Annotated in this window: 7 protein-coding genes; all 7 read left to right on the forward strand. The window is 68.5% G+C overall.

What is annotated here, in order from left to right; genetic code table 11:
• The first annotated feature begins 112 nt into the window (after positions 1–112).
• The 7 genes from ABLE38_RS14250 (at position 113) to ABLE38_RS14280 (ending at position 19,771) form a co-directional block, all read left to right on the forward strand.
• Positions 113–12,676, forward strand: a complete 12,564-nt coding sequence (locus ABLE38_RS14250; RefSeq protein WP_348974890.1) for a filamentous haemagglutinin family protein — start codon at positions 113–115, stop codon at positions 12,674–12,676.
• Between the two features lie 32 nt (positions 12,677–12,708).
• Positions 12,709–14,322 (forward strand): ShlB/FhaC/HecB family hemolysin secretion/activation protein, encoded by a 1,614-nt coding sequence (locus tag ABLE38_RS14255; protein ID WP_348974891.1) that lies wholly within the window; start codon positions 12,709–12,711, stop codon positions 14,320–14,322.
• Between the two features lie 40 nt (positions 14,323–14,362).
• Positions 14,363–16,126, forward strand: a complete 1,764-nt coding sequence (locus ABLE38_RS14260; protein WP_348974892.1) for a DUF2341 domain-containing protein — start codon at positions 14,363–14,365, stop codon at positions 16,124–16,126.
• A gap of 24 nt (positions 16,127–16,150) precedes the next feature.
• Positions 16,151–16,561 (forward strand): biopolymer transporter ExbD, encoded by a 411-nt coding sequence (locus ABLE38_RS14265; protein WP_348974893.1) that lies wholly within the window; start codon positions 16,151–16,153, stop codon positions 16,559–16,561.
• 2 nt (positions 16,562–16,563) lie between these two features.
• Positions 16,564–17,301: a hypothetical protein gene (locus ABLE38_RS14270; protein ID WP_348974894.1), complete on the forward strand. Its 738-nt coding sequence runs from the start codon at positions 16,564–16,566 to the stop codon at positions 17,299–17,301.
• Between the two features lie 42 nt (positions 17,302–17,343).
• Entirely contained in the window at positions 17,344–19,122 is a 1,779-nt protein-coding gene (locus ABLE38_RS14275; protein WP_348974895.1) for a putative porin, read from the forward strand.
• Between the two features lie 148 nt (positions 19,123–19,270).
• Positions 19,271–19,771, forward strand: coding sequence for a hypothetical protein (locus ABLE38_RS14280; RefSeq protein ID WP_348974896.1), 501 nt, complete (start codon positions 19,271–19,273; stop codon positions 19,769–19,771).
• The last annotated feature ends 103 nt before the right edge of the window (positions 19,772–19,874 follow it).

Genomic DNA, 19,874 nt, shown 5'->3' on the forward strand with positions numbered 1-19,874 from the left:
AATATTTTCGCAGGTGGCTTCGGTCGCACCGAATCCGATCCGTCCTGATCATTGAGGAGGCGTCACGCGAGTGCCGCAGCCGAGGGGCTTTGACGACAATGGGGTGGGACGCATGACGGCGCGCGCGATCGGCAGCAACCAGGGTTCGAGCGGGCAGCCGCGTGCGGTGAGTCTGTTCCCTTCTCACCGTGCGCGGACGGTCCTGCTCGCGGGTACCGCGCTCGGTGCCATGCTGCTCGCGTCCCCCGCGGCGGCAGGGCCCGTGACCGCGGTACCCGTCAAGGGGGGCGCCGCGCCTTCTGCCGCCCCCACCGGTTCGCGCCCGGCGGCGCCGACGTCGATCAAGCCCGATACCAGCGCGGGTCTCGCCCAGCGCGTCCGTGACCTCACCGCCACCGCCGATGCGATCCGCGCCGCCCAGGCGGCGCAGGCCGCCGCGCGTGCCGCGGGAGGATCGAACCTGACCCCCAACGGGCTCAGCAAGGGCGGGCTCGAGGTCTATGGCGGCGTCACCGCCGATCCGCGCACGGCGCAGAACAACAATCCGCTCTGGGTGAATGCCGGCCTGCCGAGCGAGACCGTGAATGCCGATGGCTCGGTGACGGTGTCGATCAAGCAGACCGACGCCAAGGCGACGCTGACCTGGAACACGTTCAACGTCGGCGACAAGACCACCGTCGCCTTCGACCAGACCGACAGCGCGGGGGTTGCCCGCAAGGACTGGATCGCGCTCAACCGCGTCGAAGACCCGTCGCTCGCCCCCAGCGTGATCCGCGGCAAGATCCAGGCGCCGGGCGAAGTCTATATCATCAACCGCAACGGCGTGATCTTCTCGGCGACCAGCCAGGTGAATACCGCCGGATTGCTCGCCTCGACGCTCGATTTCTCGGTGCCGGTAGGCGCGGCGGCGGTGCCCTATGGCACGCGCGCCACGGCCGATCAGAAGAACATCGCGTTCGGCAGCCTTACCGCCGACCAGAAGGCGGCGGGCGTCGACACCACCTATTCGGGCCTGCTCGGCGCGTTCCGCAGCGATGCCGACCAGAGCATCGGCCAGCAGGTCAACAACAGCTTCGGCCTCGGCCGCACGCCTTCGCTCACCAACGATACGCTCAATCCGGGCAGCATCGTGATCGAGGCGGGGGCGACGATCACCACGCCCAAGGTGGACCTGACCAACGCGGCCTCGTCCAATTCGGTATCGCGCGTGATCCTCGTCGCACCGAAGATCGTCAATGGCGGCATGATCACCGCGGACCAGGGCCAGGTGATCCTGGCCGCCGGCGCCGATGCCTTCTTCGCCGATCGCGGCGGCGGCAAGCTCGACGTGTTCGTGCGCGGCCGCGACAAGACGACCACCGGCGAGCTCGGCAGCCTGCCGCTCATCGAGAGCAGCATCACCAACGCGAAGAACGGGCTGATCGCGGTGCCGCGCGGCGACATCACCTTCGTCGCGGACAAGATCGAGCAGGACGGCGTGCTCGAAGTCAGCACGTCGGTCACCACGCCGGGCACCGTCAATCTGCTGACCCGCACCGGCCTGCGGTTTCTGTTCGGCGCCGGCTCCAGCGCCAATATCCCGAGCTCGCTGACCTCGCTCACGCTGGGCAGCGTCACGATGGGCGATGGCGCGGTGATCGCCAACTTGCCCGACGACGCGACGGGCGGCGGGCTGGACGGCATCGCCGACGCCGATCCGTTCACGCCGCCGGTGGTGACGCTGCAGGGCCGCTTCATCACGCTCGGCAAGGGCGCCGGGATCATGGCGCCGGGCGGCACCGTCAATTTCCTCGACACGATCGCCGGGTCGAATTTTTCGCCGCTCAACTACGACCTGACCAGCCCCACGCGCGTCGGGCGCACCTATCTCGGGCAGAACAGCTTCGTCGACGTCAGCGGCCAGGCGGTGACGCTGTCGGCGGATCGCAACTTCATCACGGTCAATCTGCGCTCCTACGAGCTGCGCGATTCGCCGCTGCAGCGCGAGGACGGCCCCTCGAACGTCTATGGCCAGGACGTGGTGATCGATCTGCGCGTCACCGGGACGCGCGACGACGGCTCGACCTGGGTCGGCACGCCGCTGGCGGACGTGAGCGCGGCGGTCGCCAATCTCACCCGCGGCATCGACGAGAAGCTGAGCGCCGGCGGGACGATCAATTTCGGGATATTCAGCCAGCTCGGCAACAGCTCGACCGGCGAGCTCGTCGCGATGTCCGGATCGACGCTCAACGTCGCCGGCGGCTATGTCAGCTACACGCCGGGCGAGGCGCTCACCACCAAGCTGGTGACCGCCGATGGGCGGCTGGTCGATATCGGCGCGGCGAGCCGCGACGTGGTCTATCAGGGGCTGTACGGCGCCGACAATGTCGATCACCCGACCTGGGGCGTCGGCGATTCCTACACCCAGCCCTTTACCGAGGGCACGGCAAACCAGGGCTATTTCGAAGGCAAGAACGCCGGCAAGATCTCGTTCACCGGATCGCGCCTGGTTTCCGATGCGGCGATCTATGGCGGGGTGGTGATCGGCCAGCGCCAGCGGCTGACCGGCTCCACGACGAGCAGCCTCTACGCCGGCGACCTGATCCCGACGGCGGCGACGCTGTCGATCACCACCTTGGCGTCCAGTTCCGTCACCTATATTCCGGGCGCCACCGGGACCAACGCCAGCATCTCGACGGCTTCGGGCGCCGCCGGGCTCAAGTTCGTTGCAGGGTCGGCGACCGGGCTGGCCGGGCTGACCGCCGATTTCCGCCCCGACGACGCGCTTCCGGCCACCGCCGAATTCCCCACCAGCTACCTCTCGGTCGACGGGCTGTCGGGCGACCAGGGCATCGGCAACCTCAAGGTCGTCGCCGGCGACATCACGCTGGGCAAGGGCGTGTCGCTCAAGCTCGCGCCGCGCGGAACGCTCGATCTGGAATCCTATGGCCGCATCACCGAAGTGGTGGATGCGGTGACCGGCAAGCCGCTGCCCTGCACGGTCTGCGCGGGCGGGCGCGTGGTCAACGGCGTGGCGTTCGTCACCGATCTGGACGGCGTCGAGCACCGGCTGGCCCAGCGCAGCCGCGCCGCCGTGACGACGATCGACGGCACGATCACCACGCCGGGCGGCAACGTCATCCTGCGCCACGCCACCACGACCGATTCGGGCACCGACCGCACGGCCGTGCGGATCGGCAGCGGCGCGGTGATCGACGTCTCGGGCCAGTATCTCAACGACTATGGCGCGACCGTGCTCGGCGCGCCGCCGGTGATCGGCGGCGGCTCGATAACGATCGGCAATCTCAACGAAATTGCGCCCAACGCCTATGACATAGCCAGCGGCGCGCAGCTGCTCGCCAATGGCGGGGCATGGCTCCAGGCGGGCGGCGACCTCGCGTTCGGCGACGGCGGCGCGATCACGCTCAACGGCCCCAGCGCCGGCGACAGCGCTGCGCTGTTCGGCGGCCAGATCGTGCTCGAAGCGTTCGGCTATGCCGCGCCCGCGCTGACCCGTGCGACAGGGAAGGGCGGTTCGCTCTCGTTCAACGTCAATTCGGGCGTCGCGTTCGGCGCGCTCGATCCCAACAGCCGCCCGGGCTCGCTGGTGATCGATCCGGCCTTCCTGACGCGCGGCGGCTTTTCCAGCGTCTCGGTCAAGGCGATCGTCAACAATGTCGATCCGCTGCTCACCCAGACCGCCGACCAGACGCAGGACTACACCTACGCACTGAGCTTCGCGCCGGGGAAATATGATTTCGGCATCCGCAACCGTATCCTCGACGCGAGCCTGCGCAGCGTCGCGAGCGGAGCGGACCTGCGCGCGGCAAGCCATGTCGGTCAGGTCGATGCGCTGTTCCGCCCGGGCGTCGCGATCAACCTGACCACCACGGGCCGCATCTACGTGCCGACCGGCGTCGACATCACGCTCGATCGCGCCAGCGCCTTTGCGCTCAACGGCGGCCCCAGCCTCTATTTCGACGGCACGATCACGGCGCCGGCGAGCAAGATCAGCTTCTACACCACCGGCGCCACCTTCGTGCAGCGCGGCGATCCGGCGGACTATTTCTGGAGCCCGGTCTCGGTCAGCAACGTGATCGATTTCGGCGCGCATGCGAAGATCGATGCGCGCGGCATCGCCAGCATCTACAAGGATTCGGCGGGGCTGCGCGCAGGCGAAGTGCTTGCCGGCGGCGATGTCAGCATCACCACGAACAACGGCGTGGTCTGGCTGCGCCCGGGCAGCGAGATCGACGTCTCCGGCACTTCGGGCATGGTCGATGCCGCGCGTGCAGAGGACACGATGTTCGGCGTTGCGCGCGGGCGCCGGCCGACCAGCCTGGTCGGCGAGGCCGGCAGCGTCACGCTGATCGGCACCGAAGGGCTGTTCGTTGATGGCACGCTCACCGGCAAGGCCGGCGGCGCCGGCGGAATGGGCGGCACGCTCACCGTCCGGCTCGCCCGCCAGGTCGGCCTCAATACCTATCTGACCGGCGTCTCGTCGCTGGATGCCGACCGCGTCGTTACGCGCACCGCAACCGCCAACCAGGGCGACAAGGACTGGTTCTGGTTTGCGCCGCTGATTCTCGAGACGCTCGATGTCGCGCAGAGCGGCACCTCGGGCTTCAGCCTGGCGACCGATGCGAACGGCATCCGCACGGCGGCGCTCGGCAGCTATGCCAACAACGCGGTCCAGCTCAACACCGCCACCGCGACGGACAATTTCGCCGCGGGCATGGACGGCAAGGGTTTCATCGCCGCCGACACGATCAGCAAGGGCGGCTTCAGCGACGTGACGCTCGATGCCCGCCGGGCCGTGCGCTTCACGACCGATGTGACGCTGGCGCCGTCGCGCTCGCTCACCTTGCGGACCCCCAATGTCGGCGTGATCGGCGCGGCCAAGATCGCGCTCTCGGCGACGCGTGTCGCGTTCGACAGCCCGCAGGAATATATCGGCACGACGCCGGGCGTTCGCAACGCGGACGGCACCACCAGCATCGGCCTCACGCCCAGCTCGATCGGGGACACGCTCGGCAACAAGCAGCGCGACACCGAGAACAGCCGGCCGGACAATGTCCTGGGCACGCTGGACGTCAATGCCGGCGTGATCGATGTCAGCGGCAACGTCGCGTTCGGCAACGGCACGGTGCAGATCCAGTCGGTGGCGGAATCGGTCGCGGCGACCGGAACCTATACCGGCAACGGCCTCGCCTATGTCACCAATGCCGCGGGCACCGGCTACACGTCCTATTATCGCCCTGCGGTTTCGCGAAACCTCGACGGTTTCGCGACGATCAACTTCCTCAGCGCCACCGATATCCGCGTTGCCGCATCGATCGGTTCGCGCTTCGTCGTCCCGCCAAGCTATCCGGCGGGCCATGCGCTCTACACCTGGGGCAACCTCAACCTCACCGCCGGCCAGCTCTATCCCACGCTGCGCGCCGACAATTTCGCGCCGAACAACTTTGCCTTCCGGATCAACGCGCCGGCCGACAAGACGATCACGATCCGTTCGAACGGCGCGACGCCGCCCGTGCCCTACGCGCCGTTCGGCCAGCTGACGATCGCGGCGGGCACGATCGACCAGGGCGGCGTGGTCCGCGCGCCGCAGGGCACGATCGCGCTGATCTCGACCGACCCGGTCAACGGGAAGGTGATCCTGCGCCCCGGCAGCCTGACTTCGGCCTCGCTCGAGGGCGCGGTGATCCCGGCCGGCTCGATCGAGGATGACGGCATCACCTGGGCCTTCTCGCAGGGCGCGAATGGCGGCTTCTTCGCCACGCTGGCGAACGGCACCACCGGCGCACAGACCGTCGGGCCGTTCACCGTCCCCGGCAAGGGACTGACGATCTCGGCGACGAACATCGATGCGCAGGTCGGCTCGGTGATCGATCTGTCGGGCGGCGGCGATCTCTATGCCAAGCGCTTCGTCCCCGGCACCGGTGGCTCGGTCGACGTCGCGACGCGCGGACCCAATCGCTGGGCGATCGTGCCGGCACGTGCGGGCCTGCCCGGTTCGCTGGTCGGCGAGGATCCGCAGCAGATCTATATCGGCGAAGGTGCCGGCGTCCCGGCTGGTTTCTACACGCTGCTGCCGGCCGATTACGCGACGCTGCCCGGAGCCTATCTGGTCACCCGCACGGACGTGTCGAGCGACTTGCCGCTTTATTCGGTCGATCGACCGGACGGCGCCCGGCTGGTCTCCGGCTATCTGACGCTGGGCGGCGAGCGCGAGCAGAAATGGTCGCAGTTCGAAATCGATGCGCCCGCCGTCGTGCGCAGCCGCAGCGGCTATCAGGAATTCTTCGCCAACCAGTATTTCACGTCCGACGCCTATCTCGCCGCGGCTGCCCGCACCGCGGGTGCTGCGGTGGACGTGCCGGTCCTGCCGGCCGATGGCGGCTCGCTGACGCTCAACGCGCTCGGCACGGTCAATCTGCTCGGCACGTCGCGGTTCCTGGCGATGGGCGGCGCGCGCGTCGGCGTCGGCACGATCACCGGCGACAAGCTCGCGGTGATCGACAGCGGCGCCGACAAGGCATCGCTGCTCGCGCAGAACTACACGCTGCTGCTCGCCGACCAGCTGAGCGCCTTCTTCAGCAGCGGCTCGCTGGCGGTCGCCGGCAAGACCGCGCTGCTGGTCGATACCGAGGTCCAGCCGCTCAGCGCCGCGCAGATCCGCCTGACCTCTGACACCAACGTCACGATTGCGGACGGCAGCCAGATCGTCGCCAAGGGCGTGTTCGACCAGAACAGCCTCGATGCGATCAACATCAACTTCGTGTCGATCTATGCGCCGGTCACGCGGATCGGCGACAATACCAAGTTCACCAGCTCGGGCGCATTGCGCATGGGCGGCAATGCGACCGACAACATCCCGGACCTGGCGTTCGGCAAGAACGTAAGCCTGGTCGCGCGCGAGATCGATCTGCAGAGCACGGCAATCAGCCTGGGCGCCGCGCCGGCGGGCACCAAGGGCCTTGTCCTCGGCCAGGCCGCGATCGACGGCATCGCCAAGGCCGAACGGATCAGCCTGCGCAGCGGCGGCACGATCGACTTCTACGGCGCAGTGACGATCGGCGGCGTCGATGCGGCCGGCCTGCCCACGCTCGAGCAGCTCCGCCTCGATAGCGCAGGCCTGTACGGCTACGCCAATGACGGGACCGAGAGCAAGCTGATCGCCGGCACGGTGACGATCACCAACACCGGCGGCGTGCTGCCCACGGGCAAGACCGCGACGGGCACCGGCTCGCTCACGATCCAGGCGCTGAACTATGATCCGGGCACCGCGCCCGATCCCAATGGCGACAGCCTCAACAACCCTGCCGACAATATCGCGGGCGACGTCTTCCTCTCGGCGACCAGCTCCTCGGTCCTCGGCTTCACCGTCACCAATGGCGGGCGCGGCTATACGAGCCCGCCGACCGTGACGGTCTCGGGCGGCGGCGGCGGCTCGGGCGTGGTTGCCACGGCGGAGCTCGACACGTCGCTTCGCAACCTTAAGACGCTCGGCCTCAGCGGCGGCTCCGGCTATGTCGCCGCGAGCGATACCGGCGCGCTGCCGATCACGATCATGGCCAACGGCCAGGTGCTGGGGACGATCAACGGCTTCGTCCAGGGTGCGCTCAAGACCGGCGCGACGGGTGGCGTCACGGCGTTCGGCGGCGTCCAGTATCTCCGCGCAGGCGCCAGCACGATGGGAACGCTGGTGCAGGGCACCGGCGCGACGCAGCAGACCGCCGTGGTCGAGATCACCTATGCCGTGCGCGGCACGACCAGCGGCACGCAGCTCGCCACCGACGTTACGCCGATCGCCTACAAGGTGATCAGCAGCAGCGCCGGCTTCCAGTCGGACCAGACCTTCTCGCTGGTAGCCTCGGGCATCGTCGCGGTCACCGGCCAGCCGGGCACGATCACCCAGCAATCCTCGACTCGCCTTGGCCAGAATGTCGTCGGCCAGGCGATGAACGCCACGCTGGTCCCGACGGCGATCAACAGCGTCAATTTCGCCGGCGATCCGACCTTCCAGATCGCGGGCTCCGGCACCGGCGCGGTGTTCGCGCCGGTCTTCGGCAACCCGATCAAGTCGATCAAGATCGTCAACAGCGGCGCGGGCTTCACCTCCAACCCGACGATCGCGATCGCGGGCGGCGGCGGCAGTGCCGCGACGGCGACTGCGGTGGTGAGCGACGGCAACACCGGCACGCAGGGCTTCGGCAAGACCAACATCGTCGCGTCCGATCGCGTTGTCGTGACGAGCACGCGCCCGGCGGGCTTCACCGCCGGCGGCGACCTGACGCTGACCAGCGGCGCGCTCACGGTCGGCTCGGGCAGCAACTACACGATGAACATCGCCGGCGCGCTCAGCGTCGTGCAGGGCGCGACGGCGGCCAAGGCGCGCGAAGAGAATGGCGGCGCGCTGGTCGTGTCGGCCAAGACCGTGGACATTGGCGGCCTGGTCGAAGCGCATTCGGGCCTGGTGACGATCAACAGCCAGAACGGCATCAACGTCACCGGCAAGATCGACACGTCGGGCATCGTGAAGCCCTATTACGACGTTACCCAGGCGCTCGACGGCGGCATGGTCAAGCTGGCCGCGGCCAAGGGCGATGTGACGCTCGGCAAGGACAGCGTGCTAGACGTGTCGGCAGGCGAGGGGGCCAAGGCGGGTCTGATCGATCTCAGCGCCTCGGGCACCGCGAAGCTCGACGGCACGCTGAACGGCGCCGGCGATGGCGATTTCGCGCTCGATGTCGCCAGCCTCACCGGCTCGCTGGGCGGGCTCGGCGACATGCTGGGCAAGGCCGGGCTCGACGGGCAGGTCGCGATCCGCGTCCGTACCGGCAACCTCGCGCTCGGCGCCGGCGAAACGATCCGTGCCGGCTCGGTCACGATCGGCGCCGATGCCGGCAACCTGTCGATCGCCGGCACGATCGACGCGCGCCGGACGACGACCGGCGGTGGCGATGTCCGCCTCTCGGCCGGGCAGTCGCTCACCCTTGCGGGCACCGGCCTGGTCGATGCCTCGGGCACCGCGGTCGACAGCGGCGGCAAGGGCGGCGACGTGCTGCTCGCGGCGGGCACCGGCACGCTGGCGATCGCCGATGGCGCGCGCATCCGCGTCGGTGCTGCGGGCACCACGACCTCGGATACCGGGCAGGTGCATCTGCGTGCGCTGCGCACCGGCAACGATGTCGCGATCACCGGCAATGTCGGCGCGGCGGTCAGCGGTGCGGAGGACATCCTCGTCGAGCCGCTGCGCATCTATTCGAACCCCGTCGGCAACACGACGGGCACCGGCGCCGGCGCGGTGGTGACGGTGAACAATGCGCTGATCAACACGATCAATACCGACAACACCGCCTATGCGGCGAACGCGGGCGCGATCCTCGCCAAGCTCGGGCTCACCACCAACCCGGCGGCCTATTTCGAGATGGGTGCCGAGATCCGCTCGACCGGCGCGATCGACATCAACGACAGCACCGGCACGATCGACCTGGTCGGCAAGCGCTACGGCAGCCAGGGCTATGCCGGCGTGCTCAGCTTCCGCGCGGCGGGCGACATCACCGTCAACACCACGCTGACCGACGGCTTCACGATCCGCAGCGGCCAGATCGTCCGCACCGTCAGCAACAATCCGGCCAATCTGAGCGGCCCGGGCAATCTCGGCTCGATCCCGAGCAACGACATCATCTTCACCACCAACACCGGCACGGTCGGCATCGGCGTGCTCGGCCGCTCCTGGGACTTCAACTTCGTCGCCGGCGCGGATTTCACAGCGGCGGACAGCATGGCGACGGCGCGCGGGGCGACCGGCAACTTCACGCTCGGCAACGCGACCACCGCGCGCACGATCCGCACCGGCGCGGGCGACATCAACATCGCCGCCGCGGGCAGCGTCACCTCGGTCAACGTCAATTCGGGCATCGTCACCGGCGGCCGCGTGGTCGATCGCCCGGTGGCGATCCCCAACGGCACCTATCTCACCTACACCACCACCCAGACCAGCCTGACGCTGGTCCAGGGCGCGATCTCGGTCGATCCGTCGCTCGTTGCCGGCGGGAAGACCTATGACGGCACCTTCCTGGGCGATGGCGGCAACATCAAGATCGTCGCGGGCGGGGACATCAACATCGCGGGCAACGGCCGCGGCGTGATGAGCCGCGTGCCGGCGATCGGCGACAACGCCAATGCGCTCGAATGGTGGTCGAACCTGTCGATCGCCAATGGCGTGGGCACCTATGGCGGCGGCAATGTCGAGCTGATCGCCGGCGGATCGGTCAACGCGAACGTCGTCACCGCCTCGCATTCGGACACGGTGTCGAACCGCAAGGTCACTGCGATCGGCGAGCTCACCGTCGCGGGCAGCAGCAACGGCATCATCGGTTCGCCGCGCCTGCTCACCTTGTCGAGCATCGACGGGCTGAAGGTCGGCGACACGCTCACCTTCCGCGCCAATCCGCCGGGCACGGCCTATGCCAATGCCCAGAACACCACCTTCACCGCCACGGTGCGCGAGATCGTGCTCGACGCGAACGGCAAGCCGACCGGCCAGGTGCGGGTGGATTACGGCCTGTCCTCGCTCCAGGTCGTGCCGCAGGGCTATTTCGGCCAGTCGGCGGCGACCAGCACGGCCGGCGGCCCGGTGGTAGGCTCGGTGTCGGTCTACACCAACTCCGATCCGCGCGTGACGGTCAATGGCGGCGACATCTCGATCAAGGCGCGCGGCAACATCGCCGGCACCACCCAGGCCTATCGCGGCGATACCAGCCTGCGCGCCGGCCTCTCGGTCAATGCGACGACGCAGACGGGCGAGGGCGGGCTGACGATCCGCGCCAACCAGTCGATCACCTTCACCGCCGACGATCTGCCGCGCGTCAATCCGCTCAAGACCGGCATTTCGGCGATCTCGACCGGTGGCGGCATCACCTTCCTCAACGGGACCAGTTTGTTGTTCACCGCGCCGCAGGTGACGCTGGTCGCGGGCGCGGGGGACATCACCGCCTCGTTCAACCAGGTCGCTGCGCCCGACGCCACCTTCACGCTGCTCGCCAGCGGCTCGATCGGCACGGGCACCGGCCAGATCGTCCGCCAGAGCGACCGCATCGCCGGGGTGACCGACCTGTACAACGCCACCACCGGCCAGCCGCGCATCTCGATGGCGGGGCTGCACCTGCGCGACGGATCGGCGCTCGGGCCGGATACCAACCCCAACCGGCTCTATGCGCTGACCGGCGACTATAATGGCGGCTTCGTCTCGGCAAAGAGCCTGCAGCTTCGCGCCGGCCGCGACGTGCGCATCCAGTCGGCGGCGAGCGTGCTCGCCGGCGGCGGCTATCGCAACGCCGCCTATGTCACCAACGTGTCGGACAGCGACCTGACGCTGATCGCCGCGGGCCGCGACATCCTCGACATCCGCCCGGGCAATCTGGTCGGCACCGATACCTCGCTGGTGGTCGGCGGGCCGGGCACGGTCGAGCTGATTGCGGGCCGCGACATCTATCCGGGCGGCGGCATCATCACCAACGGCAACCAGGCGACCGCGACGAGCGGCGCGTGGAGTGACCGGGTGGAGGGTGCGGCGCTGTACCTGCAGGCGGGCACCGACCCGTATCAGGCGACCCGCACCCAGTTCATCGATCGCTATTTCACCACCGGCGCGGCGATGGCGCCGGGCATCGGCAAGGATGGCGGGACGCTCTATACCGAGGCACTGATCGCCTATGTCGCCCAGCGCGAAGGACTGCACGACGCTAAGGGCAAGCCGACGATCACCGGTGCGCAGGCGCTCGCGATCTTCCGCGGCTATGACTATGCCAACCAGCTGCCGCTGATCCAGTCGACGGTGACCGCCGAGCTGAGCCGTGCCGGCCGCGCCTCGGCAAGCACCACGGCGAGCGCCGGCGGCGCGCTCGACGTCACGGCGGGAGGCTATGAGGCGCTGGCCGCCGCTTTCCCGACCTCGGACAAGGAAACCGGCCTCTCGCGCCACGGCAGCATCATCAACAACGGCACCGGCGTGCTCAACCAGCCGACGCCCAGCTCGGTGCTGCAGACGCTGGCCGGCGGCCGGATGAGCATCTTCGCGCCCTATGGCACGGTGGTGATCGGTGTGCCGGGCGACAGCGGCGGCGGCGCCTATACGGGCCGCGGCGGCGAGATCAACGTGGTTGCGCATGACGACATCCCGGTCGGCGACGGGCGCCTGCTCACCGTGCTCGGCGGCCGTCTGCTCGCCTGGTCGAGCTGGGGCGACATCAACGCCGGCAAGGGCGCCAAGACGTCGCAGATCAACCTCGGCAACTTCGTCAGCCTCGACAATGACGGCCAGGTGCGCAGCTCGGTGCTGCCGCCGATCCCGGGCTCGGGCATCGGCACGCTGGTCGCGCCCGGCTTCCCGCCCGCCGATGTCGAGCTCTACGCGCCGCACGGCGTGGTCGATTTCGGCGATGCCGGCATCCGCGCCTCGGGCAACCTCATCGTCTTCGCCCGCACCGTGATCCATGCCGACAATGCGCAGGTTCAGGGCACGACGATCGGCGTGCCCAAGCCGGCGACGGTCGATGTCGCGGTGGCCGCGAGCGCATCCGGCGCGGCGGCGGCGGCGCGCAAGGTGGCGGAGGACGCGGTGGGCGGGCGCCAGCCGCCGAGCCAGCCGGCCACGTGGCGCGTGACCTTCCTCGGCTTCGGCGACTGAGCCGGCCTTTCCCCTTTCCGAACGGATCGATGATGACCAAAGGCATCCAGACAATGCTGTTGCTCGCGCCCGTGGCGCTGGCATCGGCAGCCCAGGCGCAGGAGGCGCCGCCTCCCTCGCCGACGCCCGCCGCGGTGGCGGCGGCGGCCGCCCAGCCGATCGACATTCTCGAGTTCCGGGTGCGCGGCAATACGCGCCTGACGGCAGACCAGATCGAGCGCGCCGTCTACCCCTTCGAGGGCCCCGGCCGCACGGTGGGCGACGCCGAGCGTGCCCGCGCCGCGCTCGAGAAAGCCTATCGCGAGGCCGGCTATCCGAGCGTTTACGTCCTGATCCCCGAACAGGACGGCGCGCACGGCATCGTCTATCTGAAGGTGATCGAATCCAAGATCGGCGCGGTCACCGTTGCCGGCGCCAGCGAGGGCGTCGCCGCGAAGGTCCGCGAGGCGCTTCCGGCGCTCAAGCAGGGCGAGGCACCCAATTATACTGCGCTCACCGCCCAGTTGATCGCGCTCAATTCGCGCAGCTCCGATCGTCAGGTCGACATCATTCCCAAGCCGGGCGCCACGCCCGAGACGATTGACGTCGACCTCAGTGTGAAGTCGGCATTGCCGCTGCACGGCCAGTTCGAGCTCAACAACCAGTATAGCCGCGACACCACCGATCTGCGCGCGCTCGCCCGGCTGCGCTATGACGATCTGTGGGGCCTCAACCATTCGATCGAGCTGCTCGGCAATTTCTCGCCGCGCAAATACAGCGAATCCAGCGCCTATTCGGCGACTTATTCGCTGCCGCTCTTTTCGTCGCTGACGCGTCTCTATCTCACCGCGCTCAAGTCGGACAGCAATGTCGCGACGCTGGGCGACACCACGGTGATCGGCAAGGGCGAGCAGGTCACCGCCACCTTCAGCATGCCGCTCAGCCCGATCGGTACCTATCAGCAGACGATGCAGTTCGGCGGCACCTGGAAGCATGTCGACGAGCGGACGATGTTCCCCGGGCTCGAGACCCGCGCGCCGATCACCTATTATCCCGTGTTCCTCGGCTATTACAGCTCGATCCGTACCGACACCGACCAGCTGAGCTTCAACGGCTCGCTCAACATGGCGTTTCGCGGGCTGGGCAGCAGCGATGGCACGCTCGACGCCAAGCGCTTCCGCTCGCGCGGCAACTTCGTCTATTTCCGCGGCTCGCTGAGCGCGCTCCACCAGTTCCCGTTCGGCGCCAATCTCTGGGTCCAGCTCGAAGGCCAGGTGGCGAGCGCGGCGCTGGTGCAGACCGAGCAGTTCGCCGTGGGCGGCGACGGTTCGGTGCGCGGCTATCTCCAGGCGGAGGGGCTGGGCGACAATGCCTATCGCACCTCGATCGAGCTGCGCTCGCCGACGCTCGGGCCGATCCTTGGCCTGGGCCGCTCGGTCGACGACCTGCGCGTGCTCGGGTTCCTCGATGCCGGCCGGGTGTGGATCTATGATCCGCTGCCCCAGCAGGATGCCGGGCTGTCGATCGCCAGCGCCGGGGTGGGGCTGCGGCTCCAGCTGTTCAAATATCTCTATGGCTCGCTCGATTTCGGCATTCCGCTCCGCACCACGCCGGTGACCGAGCGGGGCCCGAAGCGGGTCCAGTTCCGCATCTACTCGCAATTCTAACTGATCGGGCGCGCCCCTGCGGCGCGCGAGGGAGGGCTTTATGAAGCTGAAGAAGATCGCGGCCGTCATCGCCGCATTGCTGATGCTGCCGCAGGTGGCGCATGCCTGGTGGGACCCGCACTGGGCCTATCGCAAGGCGCTCACCGTCGATACCGGCGCGCCGGGCAGCATCGCCGAGGAAGCGCAGAAGGATTTCCCGATCCTGCTGCGGCTGGACAGCAGCAACATCCGCTTCGAGGACCTCAAGACCGGTGGCGCCGATCTTCGCTTCCTTGCCCAGGACGACAAGACGCCGCTCGCCTATCAGATCGAAAGCTTCGATGCGAAGCTGGGCATCGCGCTCGTCTGGGTGAAGCTGCCCGAGCTGCCCGCCGGTGGCCAGCAGAAGATCTGGCTGTACTATGGCAACAAGGAAGCGCCGGCGGCCAGCGCCCCGGCCAGCGTGTGGAACGCCGGCTACCGCGCGGTCTACCACTTCTCCGGTGCCGACGCTGCGCGTGACGCGACCAGCAACCGCAACGACCTGCCCCAAGGGCCCGCGCTCGCCAATGCCGGCTGGATCGGCAACGGCGCCGCGCTCGACGGCACGCGCAGCCTCGCGATCACGGCTGCCCCCGCGCTGGCAATCGATCCGGCGCAGGGGATCAGCATCCAGGCCTGGGTCTCGCTCGCCAAGGACAAGCCGGCGAACGGCGTGCTCTACGCCAATCAGGGCGGTGCTTCGTCGATCGTGATCGGCGTGGCGAACGGTGTGCCCTATCTCGACATCGTCAATGCCGGCCGCCAGCAGCGCGTCACGGCGACGACCGCGCTCTCGAGCGACTGGACCGCGATCGCGGTGACCGCCAATGCCGGCGGCGCGACGCTCTATGTCAACGGCCAGGTCGCCGGCCAGAGCCCGCTCGGCATCGCCTCGCTCGCAGGGGGCGGCACGATCGGCGGCGACAGTGCCGGCAATTTCCTCGCCGGGACGATCGACGAGTTCCGCATCGCCGGCAGCGCGCTTCCGGCCGATGCGATTGCCGCGGACTATGCCGCCACCGGTCGCCGCACGGGCTTTCTCAGCTTCGGCACCGACGAGCAGCAGGGCGGCGGCGGCGGCGCCTTCGGCACGATCGTCCGCAGCACGCCGATCGACGCCTGGGCAGTGATCGGCGTGCTCGGCGTGATGTTCGTCATCGCGGTCTGGGTGATGGCCAGCAAGGCCGCGCTGCTCGGCCGTTTCGCCAAGGCCAATGCCGCCTTCCTGCGCCAGTATCGCGGCTTTCGCGGCGATGTCGCGCCGATCGCCGAGGACGAGGCGCGCCGCAATCGCTTCGGGGAATCGCCGCTCTATCACCTGTTCCGCACCGGCATGGCCGAGCTTGCCGAGCGCATCGAGCTCTATCGCGGCGAGCCGCTCTCGGCCGAGACCCTGGCCGCGATGCGCTCCTCGCTCGACGGCCAGCAGGTCCGCGAGAACCAGCGGCTCGACAGCCAGATGGTGCTGCTGACGATCGCGATCGCCGGCGGGCCGTTCATCGGCCTGCTCGGCACGGTGCTCGGTGTGATGATCACCTTCGGCGCGATCGCGGCGGCGGGCGATGTCAACGTCAACGCGATCGCCCCCGGCATCGCCTCGGCATTGCTCGCCACCGTTGCCGGCCTTGCCGTCGCGATCCCGGCGCTGTTCGGATACAATTATCTCAACAGCCGCATCCGGGCCCTGTCGGACGATATGCAGGTGTTCGTCGACAATCTGATCACGCGCCTGGCCGAGGCGCAGCGTCACGCCGCCCCGGTGCGCGTGGCCGCCAATCAGTAACCAGTCGAGCCCGGGAGACACGCCATGGCCATGAAGCTCGGCGGCCGCCGCGCGGCCTATGACGAGATCAACATCACGCCGATGCTCGATCTCGCTTATGTGCTGCTGATCATCTTCATCATCATGACCACTGCCTCGGTGCAGGGGATCAAGACCAACCTGCCCAAGGCCAGCTCGTCGGCCCAGCTCGACAGCAAGTCCAAGGCGATCACCGTCGCCGACACCGGAGAGGTCTATTTCGAGGCCTATCCGGTGACGATGACCGAGCTCGAGCAGCGGCTGCGCGAGCAGCAGGCGCTCGATCCCGAGGTCAACATCGTCGTCAAGGGCGACACCGCCGTCCAGTACGGCAAGGTGATCGAGGTGCTCGATCTGCTGCGCCGCCTCGACCTCAACAAGGTCGGGCTGGTCACCGGCAAGCCGGGCAAGAGCTGACGATGTACGCCGACAGCCTTCTCGACCGGCCGGACGCGCCGGGGATCGCGCGGACCTGGCTGCTGCGCGGCCTCGTCCTCGCCGGGGTGCTCGTCCTGGTGCTGTTCGCCTGGCGCACGTTCACGCAGGACGACGGCGTGGCGCGCAAGGCGGCGGACATCTCGACGATCATCCCGCTTGCGCCGCCGCCGCCGCCACCCCCGCCTCCGGAAGAGGTCGAAAAGCCCAAGCCGGTCGAGGAGAGCCCGCCCGTGCCGGTGCCGAACCCGGCGCAGAATCCCCAGGCGCCGAGCCCTTCGCCGGCGGCCAATGCCGCAGCGCCGGGCGCGGTCACCCAGAATGCCGATGCGCAGACGGCGGGGGCAGGGGTCCAGTCCGGCGCGGGCACCGGCAGGTTCGGCAGCGGCATCGGCGGCAGCGGCACGAGCAACGGCACCGGCGGCAATGGCGCGTTCGACGCTTCCGCCTATGGCAATTATCTCAACACGGTGATCGAGGCGGCGCTCAAGCGCAGCCGCAAGCTGCCGGGCAATCTGCGCGCCTATGCCAAGGGCCGCGTCTGGGTCGATGCCGGAGGGCGCGTCGTGCGCTTCGAGTTCGACCAGGGCACCGGCACGCGCGCCTATGACGACGAAATCGCCGCGATCATCCGCAGCCTGAGCGCGCTGCGCTTGCCGTCCCAGGCCGTGCTCGACCGCCAGCCGCTCCGTTTCTCCATGGATCACCGCACCGGCATTTGAAGCCCGGCCCGCACCTCGCTTTGTCGAAAGGAAACCTGACTGATGACCCGTTCCTCCCTCTGGCTCAAGGCGCTGGCGCTCGGCGCCTCGGCGGCGGCGCTTGCGGCGGGCAACCCCGCGCTCGCGCAGACCGGCACCCCCACCGCCGCCGCGACCGCGGAGCCCGGCGGCGCGATGGCCGATCTCGTCCGCCTGCTCGTCAAGAAGGGCTCGATCACGCAGGAGGAAGGCGACCTGCTGATCGCCAAGTCGGCGGCCGAGCTGGTTGCCGCGCGCGCCCAGGGTGCGGCCAGCGCCGTTGCCAGCGCCGCGCCGCCGCCCGAGCCGGGCGAAGTCAGCGTCCCCTATGTCCCGCAGCTGGTGCGCGATCAGATCCGCGACCAGATCCGCGAGCAGGTGCTTGCCCAGGCCAAGGCCGAGCGCTGGGCCGCGCCCAATGCCGTGCCCGACTGGACGTCGCGCATCCGCCTGTTCGGCGATCTGCGCGTCCGTGCCGAGGGCCGCTACTATGACAAGGACAACCGCGCCAACCTGGTCGACTTCATCGCGATCAACGCCGGGCCGGGCTATGACGTCAGCACCAGCAACCCCGATTTCCCGGCAATCCAGAACTCGCTTGCCGATCGCCAGCTGCTCCGCCTGCGCGCACGCTTCGGGCTCGAGGCGCAGCTCGGCGGCGGGCTGAGCACCACGATCCGCGTCGCCACCGGCAGCGACAATTCGCCGGTATCGACCACCCAGACGCTGGGCGGCTATCTCTCCAAGAAGAACCTCTGGCTCGACCGCGGCTATCTCAGCTATCGCCAGGGCGACGCGCTGCAGGTCAATCTCGGCCGCACGGACAATCCGTTCATCGAGAGCAACGCCGCCTTTGCGACCAGCGACATCGTGTGGGACGAGGATACCGCGCTCGACGGCATCACCGCCACCGCGCGCTACAGCCCGAGCAAGTCGCTCAAGCTGCGCGCCGATCTCGCCGGCGTGACGCTCAATTTCGCGCCTGACGGCTTCCCTGATCAGGCAACCGCGGACCAGAAGGTCAGCTCGAGCCAGAACAGCTATCTGGTCGGCGGCCAGGTGGCGGCGACCTACCAGGTCAATTCGGCGGTCAACGCCTCGCTCTCGGCGGCGGTCTATGGCTATTACAACGTGACCGGGAAGGTCGCTTCGCAGTGCCTCAACACCGGCCCCTATTGCGCGACCGACTATAGCCGGCCGGGCTTCATGCAGAAGGGCAACACGCTGGTCCAGCTGCGCGATTTCGTCATCCCCGACCCGACCAGCAACCGTCAGCTCCAATATTTCGGCTATGCCTCGCAGTTCCGCGACCTGAGCGTGAAGGGCGCGGTCAGCTATCTGTTCAAGGACGACGTCCACGCCTCCCTGACCGGCAACTACGTCCATAATTTCGGCTATGACCGGAACGTCGTGATGAACCGCGGCGTGATCGTCACCAATAATGACGGCTGCTCGGTTCAGGTGCCGCTCGGGCAGCCTTGCCCGGTGTCGAACCAGATCTTCCGCAGCGGCGCCGACGCCTATATGGCCCGCTTCGAGATCGGCCGGACCAGCTTCAGCAAGAAGGGCGATTGGCTGGGCTTCGCCGAATATCGCTACATCCAGCCCGACGCGGTGCTCGATGCGTTCAACGATAGCGACTTCCACCTCGGCGGCACCAATGCCAAGGGCTATGTCGTCGGCGGCGCCTATGGCCTGACCGACAATTTCTCCGTCGGCGCGCGCTGGCTGTCGGCGAACACCGTCTATGGCGCGCCGCTCTCCATCGACGTTCTGCAACTGGACCTTTCCGGCAAGTTCTAGCCGGAAAATGGAGCGGATCGGGCTTCCCCGGGCCCGATCCGCTTCAGCTGCCGCTCGGGCAATAGCGGCGACGGCCCGGCCGCGGCGATCGCCCCGGCGGGCTCGACGCCACGGCGCGCGCGGCTGTGCCGCAGAACTAGGGATCGCGATGCACCGCTTGCTCTTGCCGATCGCCGCGGGGCTGGGGCTCGCCTCGGCTCCCGCTGCAGCCCCAGCCCCAGCGCAGGCCGTCACCGGACAGGCTGTGCCGGAATCGTGGCGTGCCTATGCCGAGCGCGTCACCGAGAAGGTAACGGCGCGGCTCAGCGACGGTCAGGATCCTGCGGCGCTCCGGCTGCGGGCGGCCATGCGGACCTTGCCCGACAGGCAGGGCGAAGCCAGCCCAGGCCTGGTGCTGCGCATCTGGATCGACGCCTCGGGACACATCACGCGGGTCGAATGCCCGACCTTTGCCGCCGCGCCGGCGGGCGACGATCTGCGTGCGCTGCTGCTCGGCATGGCGCTGGACCAGGAGCCCCCCGCAAACATGCGGCTGCCGCTCCGCCTGTCGATTCAGGCTATTCCCCTGCCGGACGCCGATATCGCTCCCGGGGGGGACAGAAGAAAAATAGCTACGACGATGAACGTCCGGAGTCGCGCAGAATTCTGAAAATGGCAGGCCATCGTGCAAGATATTCGAACTTCGCTATGGGAAGATGCAGATATAATCGCCGCGAGCGTGCTAAGCCTCCGGTTGATTGGTTACTTGCCGA

Source organism: Sphingomonas sp. KR3-1 (assembly GCF_040049295.1).
Taxonomy (GTDB): domain Bacteria; phylum Pseudomonadota; class Alphaproteobacteria; order Sphingomonadales; family Sphingomonadaceae; genus Sphingomonas.